The organism is Polaribacter sp. KT25b (assembly GCF_900105145.1).
Lineage (GTDB): Bacteria > Bacteroidota > Bacteroidia > Flavobacteriales > Flavobacteriaceae > Polaribacter.
Genome location: NZ_LT629752.1, coordinates 1 through 12696 on the forward strand (window position 1 = coordinate 1; position 12696 = coordinate 12696).

The 12696-nt window shown below is 32.2% G+C and carries 8 protein-coding genes; all 8 read left to right on the plus strand.

Features of this window, described 5'->3' with window-relative positions; genetic code table 11:
- The first annotated feature begins 57 nt into the window (after nucleotides 1-57).
- The 8 genes from BLT70_RS17205 to BLT70_RS00040 all read left to right on the plus strand — a co-directional run bounded on the left by BLT70_RS17205 (nucleotide 58) and on the right by BLT70_RS00040 (nucleotide 12501).
- The gene (locus BLT70_RS17205; RefSeq protein ID WP_302847816.1) at nucleotides 58-1200 is read left to right on the plus strand and encodes a glycoside hydrolase family 97 catalytic domain-containing protein; all 1143 of its coding nucleotides are present in this window, start codon (nucleotides 58-60) and stop codon (nucleotides 1198-1200) included.
- A 10-nt stretch (nucleotides 1201-1210) separates the two neighbouring features.
- Nucleotides 1211-2806: a sulfatase gene (locus BLT70_RS00010; protein WP_091889787.1), complete on the plus strand. Its 1596-nt coding sequence runs from the start codon at nucleotides 1211-1213 to the stop codon at nucleotides 2804-2806.
- A 33-nt stretch (nucleotides 2807-2839) separates the two neighbouring features.
- The gene (locus tag BLT70_RS00015; protein ID WP_091889790.1) at nucleotides 2840-5206 is read left to right on the plus strand and encodes a PDZ domain-containing protein; all 2367 of its coding nucleotides are present in this window, start codon (nucleotides 2840-2842) and stop codon (nucleotides 5204-5206) included.
- A gap of 18 nt (nucleotides 5207-5224) precedes the next feature.
- The gene (locus tag BLT70_RS00020) at nucleotides 5225-6205 is read left to right on the plus strand and encodes a family 43 glycosylhydrolase (protein ID WP_197678372.1); all 981 of its coding nucleotides are present in this window, start codon (nucleotides 5225-5227) and stop codon (nucleotides 6203-6205) included.
- Between the two features lie 139 nt (nucleotides 6206-6344).
- Complete coding sequence (locus BLT70_RS00025; RefSeq protein WP_231962759.1) at nucleotides 6345-8117, plus strand: FAD-dependent oxidoreductase; 1773 nt, start codon at nucleotides 6345-6347, stop codon at nucleotides 8115-8117.
- A 41-nt stretch (nucleotides 8118-8158) separates the two neighbouring features.
- A complete protein-coding gene (locus BLT70_RS00030; RefSeq protein WP_091889796.1) occupies nucleotides 8159-9232 on the plus strand; it encodes a hypothetical protein in 1074 nt (357 codons plus the stop codon).
- Nucleotides 9233-9252: 20 nt separating this feature from the next.
- Nucleotides 9253-10275 (plus strand): family 43 glycosylhydrolase, encoded by a 1023-nt coding sequence (locus BLT70_RS00035; protein ID WP_172824366.1) that lies wholly within the window; start codon nucleotides 9253-9255, stop codon nucleotides 10273-10275.
- Nucleotides 10276-10530: 255 nt separating this feature from the next.
- A complete protein-coding gene (locus tag BLT70_RS00040; RefSeq protein WP_091889802.1) occupies nucleotides 10531-12501 on the plus strand; it encodes a sulfatase in 1971 nt (656 codons plus the stop codon).
- The last annotated feature ends 195 nt before the right edge of the window (nucleotides 12502-12696 follow it).

The following is a 12696-nucleotide window of genomic DNA, read 5'->3' on the forward strand; positions in this document are numbered from 1 at the left end:
ACGCCTTGGAGAGTAATTCTGGTTGAAGATAAAATTGGAGATTTAGTAACCAATACGGTGCCACTTAATTTAGCAACTCCCAATCAAATAGAAGATTCTTCTTGGATACAACCAGGTAAAGCACTCTGGGATTGGAGAGTGCATAATTATAAAACAGCAGATGGTTTTATTTACGGAGTTGATACAAAAAGTTACCTTAGATTTATTGATTTTGCGGTAGAAAAAAACATTCAATATTTTTTAATTGATGCCAATTGGTATACAAAAGTAACCAAAGGACATTTTGAAATTACAGAAAAATTAGACCTAGAAAAAGTTTCTAAATATGCAAAAACAAAAGGAGTTAAATTGATTTTGTATTATGATCGACATAAAGGTGATTTTGGTGATGATGAGTTATTTTCTCATTTTGCATCTTTAGGTATGAGTGGTATTAAATATGGCTTTATGGGAAATAATGTTTCTTTTACAAGTGATGCCATTCAGCAAAGTGCAAAAAATCATTTATTAGTAGATTTTCATGATTCACCGGTGCCTTTTACGGGTATGGAAAGAACTTTTCCGAATGCAATTACTAGAGAATATTGTCATGCACAACAAGACTCTAGAAAAGCATTTACACCAGAAACATTTGTAAAAATGGCTTTAGTAAATGCTATTCAAGGTCCGTTAGATATGAATAATGGAAACTTCGATTTGATAGGGATTAATAAAGGAGATCGATTAAAAGGGCCTAAAAAGAAAAACACCTATTTTTCTACAGTAACTTCTGAGGTCGCCAGAACATTGATTATTTATAGCGGATTGGTTTGCTTACCGGATGCACCAGAATCTTATAATAAAAAAGCAGACCTTTTTGAATTTATCGAAAAAATGCCAGTAGGTAAATGGGATGAAAGTAAAGTGCTTAGCAGTGAAATGGGAAGCTATATTTCTACAGCAAGAAGATTTGAGAAAGAATGGTTTGTAGGCTCTGTTACTAATGAAGAGGCAAGAACATTAGAGATCAAATTAGATTTTTTAGAAGAAGGAAAAACATACAATGTTACGTATTATCAAGACACTGAAAAAACACACGGAATAGAAAATCCAGAAGTATATCAAATAAAAAAAGGAATCGTTAAAAAAGGAGATGTCATAAAAGCAGTAATGGCTCCAGGTGGAGGACATTGTATGTGGATTAGACCAACAATAAATTAAATTTAAAAACATGAAGAATATAATTTCAATAATTGCAATAATTTTTTTGTTTTCATCTTGTAAGACAATAGAAAAAAAACAGGAAGTTTCTAAAAAACCAAATGTTCTTTTCATTTTAGTGGATGATTTAGGCTATGCAGATTTAAGTATCATGGGTAGTAAATATTATGAAACCCCAAGTATTGATAATATTGCAAATACAGGAACTGTTTTTACAAACGGATATGCCGCTTGTACAGTTTGTAGCCCTTCTAGAGCAAGTTTAATGACAGGACAATACCCAGCAAGACACGGTATAACTCAGTTTGAAGGAAAAAGAAATAGTGGGCAAGCTTGGAAAGAACGTAAACGTTATACAAAATTATTACCACCAGAATATAGAGATCATTTAGATACAAGCACAACTACAATAGCAGAAGCTTTTAAAGAGCAAGGTTACGCTACTTTTTTTGCAGGGAAATGGCATTTAGGAGGTAAAGCACAAGGGTCATTACCTACAGACCATGGTTTTGATGTTAATATTGGTGGATACGATGCAGGAGGGCCAAGTGGAGGATATTTTTCTCCATATAAGAATCCTTTTTTACCAAATTTACCAGAAGAAAAAGGATTAAACTTATCCATGAAACTTGCCAACGAAACGAACAAGTTTATTAAGAAAAATAAAGATAATCAGTTTTTTGCATACCTATCTTTTTATGCAGTTCATGGAGGAATTCAAACAACTAAAGAAAAGTGGACTAAGTATAGAAACAAAGCAGAAAAAATGGGAATTCATGAAAATGGATTTGAAATGGAACGTGTTTTACCGGCAAGAAAATACCAAGACAATCCTGTTTATGCAGGTTTAATAGAACATGTAGATGATGCCATTAGCACCGTGTTAAAAACATTAAAAGAGTTAGATTTAGATAAAAATACCATTGTTGTTTTTACATCAGATAATGGTGGGGTTACTTCTGGTGATAATTACTCAACCAATCAATTAAGCTTAAGAGGAGGAAAAGGATACCAGTGGGAAGGCGGAACTAGAGTTCCATTTTTTATAGATGTTCCTTGGATAAAACAAAGCGGCGCAAAAATAGATGTACCTGTTTCTGGGGTAGATTTATACCCAACTTTATTAGATTTAGCAGGATTACCTTTAAAACCAGAAGCACATAATGATGGAGTTAGTTTAAAACCATTATTATTAGGAGAAAAGATAGATGAAAGACCATTGTATTGGCATTATCCGCATTACGGAAATCAAGGTGGAGAACCAAGTTCTATTATTAGAAAGGGAAAATGGAAATTGATTTATTACTGGGAAGATTTACATGCAGAATTGTACAATTTAGATACGGATATAGGGGAACGAAATGATCTTGCAAATGCACAACCAGAAAGAGCAAAAGAAATGGAAGTTCAGCTATTAACTTGGTTAAAATCTATGAATACGCATTATGCACAAGTAGATCCAGAATGGGATGAAGCAGCACGTAAAAAGTGGTTAGAGAACCAGAAAACCAATAATTTACCAGGACGAGAAAAACAACGTAAAAAAATGTTAGATCCTAACTGGCAACCAAATAAAGATTGGTGGGGTAGTGAGGTAAAGAAATAGAAATTTTAAAATAAGTTTCTACAAAAAAATGTTATGAGAAAATCAGCTTTTTACTTATTGTCTTTATTGGTAATTATTTGTTTCGGTTGTCAAAATCAAGATATAGATATTTATGTGAGTCCAGTAGGAAATAATTTAAATAATGGAGCGAAAGAGACTCCTTTTAAAACAATAGAAAAAGCTCTAGAAAATGCTAAATCAATTAAAAAGGAGGAAAATGATAAAATTATTATACATCTTTTAGAAGGAGAATATCATTTGGCTTCAACCTTAAAGATAACCTCTCAATTAAATAACCTCTCAATTATTGGAGTAGGTGCTGATAAAGTATCTATACAAGGTTCTAAAGTTATTGAAACGAAATGGAAGCAATTTTCTGACAATATTTTGGTAACTACTATTGATGAAAACTTAGATTTTAATCAGCTTTATATCAATGGAGAAAAACAAATTTTAGCTAGATATCCTAACTACGATGAAAATGGAGGTTATTGGCAGGGTTCTGCTGCTGATGCAATTGATAAAGAACGCATAGCTAAATGGAAAAACCCAATAGGTGGTTTTGTACATGCTTTGCATCGCGGACGTTGGGGTGGCTTTCACTATGAAATTACGGGTGTAAAAGACAATGGAGAATTAAATTTGATAGGAGGTCATCAAAATAATCGTCCATCAGAAATGCATTTGAAATATAGAATGGTTGAGAACATCTTTGAAGAATTGGATAGTGAAAAAGAGTGGTATTTTGATAAAAAGAACCATAAACTATATATTTTTAAAAATAATGATTTAGACATCAATCAAGCTAAAATAGAAGTAACTGTTTTAAAACATTTAATAGAGATTAAAGGAACTTTAGAAAATCCTGTAAAAAATGTAAGTATAACCGGAATTAAGTTTGAAAACACCTCTCGTACTTTTATGGAAACTTACGAACCTCTTTTACGAAGCGATTGGACTATTTATAGAGGAGGAGCTTTATTGCTTGATGCTACAGAAAATATGACGATTGAGGATTGTGAATTTACAAACCTTGGTGGTAACGTAATTTTTGTAAGCGGATACAATAGAAATACAAAAATTACAGGAAATCATATACATGATTCTGGTGCCTCGGCTATTTCTTTTGTAGGTGATGCTTCGGCAGTGCGTTCTCCCTCGTTTGATTATTTTAAATCTGTGGCTATTGAAGATATGGATACCCTTGTTGGGCCTAAAAATGAGTTATATCCGTCTAATAGTATTGTAGAAAATAATTTAATTCATAGAATTGGTCGTGTTGAAAAACAAGTTGCAGGAGTTCAGATTTCTATGGCAATGAAAATTCATGTAAAAAACAATAGCATTTATGATGTGCCTCGTGCAGGAATTAATGTTAGTGAAGGTACTTGGGGAGGACATATTATAGAGTATAACGATGTTTTTAATACCGTTTTAGAAACAAGTGATCATGGTTCTTTTAATTCTTGGGGACGTGATCGTTTTTGGTATCCAGATAGAGAAATATCGAGTAAGTTAGTTTCAAAAAATGGTAAAATGCCTTTGTGGGATGCGATGCACACCACCATTATTAGAAACAATAGATTCCGATGTGATCATGGTTGGGATATCGATTTAGACGATGGTTCTTCTAATTATGAAATCTATAATAATCTATGTTTAAATAGAGGTATTAAATTACGTGAAGGCTATTACAGAACAGTCCGCAATAATATTATGGTTAACAATACTTTTCATCCACATGTGTGGTTTTTAAATAGTGGAGATGTGTTTACAAATAATATTGTAATGAAGAAATATGCAGGTATCCGTATTAAAGATTGGGGTAAAGAGATAGATTCTAATTTGTTTCCAAACAAAGCCGCTTTGTTAAAAGCGCAAGGCAATCATACAGATGCAAATAGTGTGTTTGGAAATCCGTTATTTATAAATCCTAAATCAGGAAATTTTACAGTGAGTGATGATTCACCAGCCTTAAAAATTGGCTTCAAAAATTTTCCTATGGATCAGTTTGGAGTTCAAAAAAGAGCGTTAAAAGCAATTGCAAAGCAACCTGAAATTCCTACTTTAAAAATTGAATCATCATTAAAAGAAGGAGTGAAAACCAAACAATGGTCGGGTGCAACCCTTAAAGAAATAGAAACGATAGAAGAGCAATCTTCTTTTGGTACACATAGTTTAGAGGGTGTAATTGTTTTAAAAATTGATAAAAAATCTAAGTTGTTTAAGTCAGCACTTAAAAAAGGTGATGTTATTGTTGGTTTTGCAAATAAAAAAGTAAAAAACATATTGAATTTCTTAGATATTTTTGAGAAAAACTCTTCTAAAGAAAGTGTCAAGGTCATAATTATTAGAGATCAAAAAGAAATTGAAATAAAATTAAGAAATACTTTTTTTTAAGTTTTAAAATTTAGACTAATGAATGCGTTTGTAGTAATAATAAGTATGTTGTTTTTGGGAATGGGCAGTTCTTTTTCTCAATCAAACCTAAAATTGGTAACATCGTCATATTCACCTATTGAAGGGTTAGATGCTGAAGCAGGAATTAAACGTGGAGATCCTAGTGATATTATAAAAGTAGGTTCATTGTATTATGTTTGGTATTGGAAAGTTGGTATTAATGTTAGATGGGCTACTTGGTATGCTACTTCTCCTGACGGATTTACTTGGACAGAAAAAGCAGAAGTATTGCCTCCCGGAAAAGAAGGTAGTTGGGACGATGAAGGTTGTTTTACGCCAGGTATTTTAATAGCCAACAATAAGTATTATCTATTTTATTCAGGGGTAAATAATCCATATAGAACTAAGGGTCTTGAAAAATCAAAAACAAGAATAGGAATCGCGATTTCTGATTCTCCCGATGGTCCTTGGACAAAGTTTTCTGGCAATCCAATAATGGTTCCGAGTACTGATATTACTGAATTTGATAGCCACAGAATTGATGATGCTAGTATTATTGTCCGAGATGGAAAGTTTTGGTTGTATTACAAAGGACGTCAATGGGGAAAATCACCAAGAGAAACTAAAATGGGCGTTGCTATTGCTAATAAACCTGAAGGTCCGTATGTAAAATATAAGAATAATCCTGTTGTAAAAGGTGGTCATGAGGTATTAGTTTGGCCACAAGGAAAAGGAGTTGCTACAATGATTGGAAAAGAAGGGCCTGAGAATGTTAGGAAGTCAATTATGTACGCTGAAGATGGTTTCAATTTTAAAAAGACACACAATTTTACAAATAAAAATGTACCGCTAGCTCCTGGTGGTTATCGTCCTGAAGCATTTACAGATAATGGAAAAGGTAAATTAATTGAATGGGGATTACAGAGGGTGATGAAGAAAGGAATCGAATATCTTGAAAGATTTGATTTAAAGGAAGTTTCTGATAAATCAAAAAAATAGATAATAAAATAAAATGGAAAGATATTTTTAAAAATAACCTATAAATTCCCAGAAGGATTTAGTGCGCATTGGGCACAATTAAAATCGAGTGGAGATTGTAACTCAAATTCTTGGTTTGTGTATAAATAAAAGTCAAATTATGATGAAAGTATTTAAATTAATTCTATTTATTGGTCTATATCTTGTGTCTTCAAATTGTATTGCACAAGATGTATTAATAGAAACTGAAAGTTTTATAGATAAAGGTGGTTGGGTTGTAGATCCTCAATTTGTTGAACAAATGGGGTCACCATATTTAATGGCTCATGGTATGGGAAATCCTGTTTCTAATGCTGTTACTAAGGTGAATTTTGAAAAAATAGGAAAGTATCATGTTTGGGCTAGAACTAAAAATTGGGTTCCAGGAAATTGGGATGCACCTGGGCAATTCAAAATAGCTGTTAATGGTAAGACACTAAAAAGAACACTTGGTGTTACTACTGGTTGGACGTGGGAATATGCAGGGAAAGTCAAAATAAAATCTTCTGATGTTGAAATTCAATTGTTAGATCTTACAGGATTTAATGGTCGATGTGATGCAATCTATTTTAGTCAATCTAAAAAAATGCCAACAGAGGCAGAAACTAATTTGGCTTCTTGGAGAAAAACAAAATTAGGAGAAACTACAATTCCTAAACAACAAAAAGAGTACGATTTAGTAATAACTGGTGGTGGTCTTGCAGGTTGTGCAGCCGCAATTTCTGCAGCAGAACAAGGATTAAATGTAGCCTTAATACATGACAGACCAATGTTGGGTGGTAATGCGAGTGAAGAAGTACGCGTGCATACTTTAGGTATTTATGGTAAGTATGAACGTATCTTAAAAATGATTGATACAAAGCATTATCCTAATGGATCGTTTAAAGCTAAATATGATCAAGAAAAACGCGATAAAAATGTTAAGAGTTTTAAAAATATTGATATATTTTTAGATTGGAGAGCGTACGATGCTAAATCTGAAAATAATACTATTAAATATGTTGATGCAAGAAACACATCAACAGGAGAAAGAATTCGTTTTAAAGCTCCACGTTTTGTTGATTCAACAGGTGATGGTTGGATTGGTTTTTGGGCTGGAGCAGAATTTTCTTATGGTAGAGAAAGTTCAAAAACTTATGGCGAATCTTGGGATAAATGGGGAGAACTTTGGAGTCCGGAAGAACCTGATGATTTTGTGATGGGATCTTCAGTACTTTGGCAAAATAAAAAAACAAATGAAGCACAAGTTTTTCCTGAATTAGCATGGGCAGCAGATGTTTCTAAAGAGCATAAAGCGATTGCTGGTGAGTGGTATTGGGAGTTTTCTAGAAATGATCTTCATCAAATACATGATGGAGAAGAAATAAGAGATCATATGTTAAGAGCTATTTATGGATCGTTTGCAAATGCAAAAAAATTAGATAAGAACAAGAACTATAAATTGCAATGGGTTTCTTTTTTATTAGGAAAAAGAGAGTCTAGAAGGTTAATTGGTGATCATATTTATACTTTTAATGATGTAAAGAATCACACCAAATTTAAAGATGCTGTTGTAGAAGAAAAAAGAGCTATTGATGTTCATTATCAAAGAAATTTAAAAGATGATAAAGAACCCGATTTTCTTTCAGAAGCATTGTTTTATAAAGGCAACAAATATTACATTCCTTATAGAAGTTTGTATTCAAAAAATATAACAAACTTATTTATGGCTGGTAGAAATTTTAGTTGTTCTCATATTGGGTTAGGCGGACCAAGAGTGATGCTTACAACAGGTCAAATGGGTGCTGCTGTAGGACTTGCTGCTGTAATCTGTAAGAAATATAATAGTACTCCAAGAGAGGTGTATACAAAACATCTTCAAGAATATTTAGATTTAATAGAGAAGCAACAATAATGTATAAAATATTTCCATTCATTACAATCATCTTTATTTTCATGGGATTTCAGGATAAAATTAAATCTGATTATAAACCCATGTTTTTTAGCATGAATGATGAATGGAAAGACATTGCTAAAGACGAATCTGTTTTTCAATTTGAAGTCAAGTCTTTAGATGCTATATTTAATTCTGAAATAAATTACGAAGTAAGGTTATTGTCTGATAGCAAAGGTGTACCTAAATTGTTTTTTTCAGAGATAGAAACATCAGTATGTGCAGATGGAGAATGCAAATTAGCGAATATTAAAGTGTATTGGAATTTACTTGGTAATTATGTAGGGTTTGGTATTCCTCCTGAATATCCATTGACAAAGTTCGAACATCATCACTTTAAGAAAGAAGATTACGCCAAATTGCATCAATTATTATTAGATGATAATTCGATTCTTAAAAGACGAAAAATGTCTGATTTAATAGATAAAGTACCTATTTTTTCTTCAAATATTTATTCAGATGATGTTGATGCAATTTCTGGAGCGACAAAAACAGAAATAAAAGAAGCTGTTGTTAAAGGCGGTTTGTACTCATGTTATACAATTTGGCACTTGGTACATGGCGAAGTAAAGGAAAAGATGGAAGAGTATTTAAAAACGATAAATTCTGATAAGCTTATTCATAACTTTTTATCAACCCCTTATAAAGATTATCAGATGTATGCTTTAAAGCAATTGAAGAAATCTGCATATAAAGAACATTCAAATCAAATTATCAGCATATATAAAACTTCAGATGCTTTAACTAAAGTGTATATTTTAAAAAAGATACCTGAGGATGTTTTATCCGAAGAATTCGTAACAGAGCAATTTTATAATAAATTTCCTTTAATAGATATTAATTCAAGAACATTGTTGATTCATCGATTAAAATCAGCTAATAAGAATGCCTCAGAAATACTATCAAAATATGTAGATAGCATGTCTAAAAATCAATTGAAATTCTATTTAAATTATTTAAATGATAGCCCAAAATTTATAAGTAATTCTTGTAAATCGAATTTAAAAAAAGCAAGTAAAAATAAAAAATATACATATAGTTATTTGCTCAAAGAATTTTTGAAAAACAGAAAATAATTAACGTGAAAAAAATAAATTTGATTTGCATTTTATTGGTAATCTTCGGAAACCAATTTTTAAAAGCACAGAAGATTAAAACAGAAATAAGACCAGCTAAAGTATGGTTAGATTCTAACGGAAATAGTATCAACGCCCACGGTGGTGGTGTTCTTTTTAATAAAGGTGTTTACTATTGGTACGGAGAGCATAAATTAGAAGGAAAATCAGAAGCTCAATTTGCTGATGGTGGTATACATTGTTATTCTTCGACAGATTTAGTAAACTGGAAAAATGAGGGAATTGTTTTAACCGTAAATTATAAAGATGAAAAAAGTGATTTAGCTTACGGATGTATTTTAGAAAGACCTAAAGTAGTTTACAATTCTAAAAACAAGGAATTCGTGGCTTATTTTAAACTATACTTAAAGGGAGTTGGATATGATAGTAATTATGTAGGAGTAGCTGTAAGTGATAAGCCAAATGGACCATTTACGTATCATCACAAATTTCGAGGAGGAGGAACCAACAAAGGTTCTGGAGATTTTTCTATGTTTAAAGATGATGATGGTATTCTTTACCATTTAGCAGTTCGTAAGCCCGATAAGGCATTTGTTATTGGCAAAATGGATCCTGATTATTATTTCCCAGAAGGTGATTACCAAGTTTGTAAAGGTGTAAAAGTACATTCTGAAGCACCAGCAATTATCAAAAGAAACGGAATATATCATATGTTAGGGTCGGGGTCAAAAGGTTGGAAACCTAATCCTGCTCGTTATCATACTACAGAAAGTATTTTAGGAACATGGACTTTTCACGGAAATCCTTGTAAAGGGTATAATCCTGTGGATAATCTAGGTATAGAAAAAACGTTTGGTGGACAAGCGTCTTATATTATCCTTGTTCAGGGAAAGAAAGATACTTACATCGCAATGTTTGATATTTGGAAACCCAAAAACCCAATAACAGGAAGATATATTTGGTTGCCCATTGATTTTTCTGAAGGTGAAATGTCAATTTCATGGCAAGATAGTTGGCAACTATCAACTTCAATTAAAAAATAATAACCTAGCTTTTTTATAATAAGCACACTTTTTTGTTGATTAAATAATCGAAAAGAAAGTGAATTTTATCATTCTTGTAGATGAGAATTCTTATGTAAATAGCTGTTTTTTTATTAAAAGTCAACAATTTTACCCATGTTAATAGTCAAAATAACCCCTTTTAATGAAGAAGGAATAAGTAGATTTATACTTTGTTTTTTTTGATTAAAGAATATCAATAACTAAAAAAAGAATTAATATAATATTTAAGAAATTATGAATAACTGTAAAGTCAAATTGAAGTTTGCTCTGTTGCTAATGCTATTTTCTAGTTTTTGTAGTAAGGCTCAAAATGCCGACAAACCTAATATCTTATTTTTGGTTGTAGAGGATACTTCCCCTTATCTTTTTCCTGCTTATGGTAATAAAACAATCAAAACGCCTAATCTAGATTATTTAGCAAAAAACGGGGTAATTTTTAACAATGCATTTGCCAATGGCCCACAATGTTCTCCTGCTCGTTCTTCTTTAATAAGTGGTTCGTATGCTACTACTTACGGTAACGATTGGCATCGAAATGGTCATATTGTACCACAACAATACTTTTTTCCTCAGTACTTGCGTGAAGAGGGATATTTTTGTGTAAATGCCGGTAAAACCGATTACAATATCACCAAAGAAGTTCAAAAGAAATACTATCCATTGGTTTGGGATAAAATGAGTGGTTACCTATCTGATGATAAACCCAATGTTAGTTATAATGATGCAGATAGAAAGGGGAAACCATTTTTTGCGCAATTCAATAACATGACTACTCATATGAGTCGTATTACTTCTGTATCTGTAGATAATAGAGAACCATCAAGAATTAATCCGAAAGATGTGGATCTTCCATCTCATGTGCCAGATATTCCAGAAATGCGTGCGGATTATGCATTACATTTAGATGGTGTACAAGATGCCGATAAATGGGTTGGGTTTTTTATCGATGATTTAAAGAAACGTAAATTACTAGAAAATACCATTATCTTTTTCTTTTCAGACCATGGAGGTAGTTTGCCTAGAGGAAAAGCTTTTCCTTATGAAACTGGTTTTCGTTCGGCATTAATCATTTCTGCGCCAGAAAAATGGAAACATTTATTGCCCGCTCAACAAGGTCAAAAAAGTGATCAGATTGTAGAATTTGTAGATTTTGGTCCTACTTTATTAAATGTTACGGGAGCTAAAATACCTGAACACATGCAAGGAAAACCTTTTATGGGACCTGATGCACAAAAACGTACTTACGCTCATAGCTTTAGAACAAATACAGAAATTCACTTCGATCCATCTCGTGCAATTAATGATGGTGCCTTTCATTACATAAAATTTTATACACCTTATAAAGTTCATGGTTTAAAACAATCATTTCAATGGGGAATGCCGTCTCAGAATACTTGGGATGATTTATATCACAAAGGAGAATGTGAACTAGAATACAAATCTTATTATGAACCAAAAGCCAACGAAGCATTGTTTGATTCGAAAAAGGATCCTTGGAATATGAATAATTTGGCGGATGATTTAGCTTATGCAGAAACTTTACAAACTTTAAGAAAGGAAGCTTCTTCGCATATTAGAAAAACTCGTGATTTAGGTTTTTTTCCAAAAGCGGTAAGAGATGAATTTGTAAGTAGAGGTATTTCGCTCTATGAATGGGTAAGAACAGAAAATTATCCTTTTAATGAGCTTTATGATTTGGTTGAAAAAGCATCTTTAGGTAAGGTTTCCGATAAAGAAATGTTCCTGAAATATTTAAAACATGAACGACCTGAATTCCGTTTTTGGGCAACTTCCGGATTAACAACTATGGCATATCATGGTAATTTAAAAGGTATTCCAAATCAATTACTAATGGCATGTGATGACAAGTGGCATTCAGTAGCAGCAACAGCTGCAGAAGCAATTGCCTTAGCAGGTCAACCAGAAAAAGGAATTTCGATGCTGATTGAGCAAGCAAAAGAAGGAAACAAATTGTCTCTTTCCGCATTAGAAGAATTAGGAAATCGAGTTGCCCCATTTACAGATGATATCAAATACCTTGCAGAGCATGGTAAAAATAAAGATATTAAGTTTTTAGCTAGAGGAATTCTTATTAATCTAGGAGAATTACCAATGAGTCAATTGTTTGATTCTAAATCAACGAATAAGTTTATCAAAACTCAGAAAAAAAGAATTAAAGATTGGGCACCTACATTGCCTAATTAAATTGAACACACTTAAAAAGTGTTGCTTATTTAGTCATTTTATAAAAAGTCAATGAGGGGGCAAGGGAAGCAAAGAGTAATGAATACAAAAGGAGGATTTATTGAAAGATTGAATTTGAAAGAAATTATAAGATAAGTATTTAATAACTAATCTTAATAGTGGCGACGAGGTAGTCAAGGGTTTAATTACTAGGTT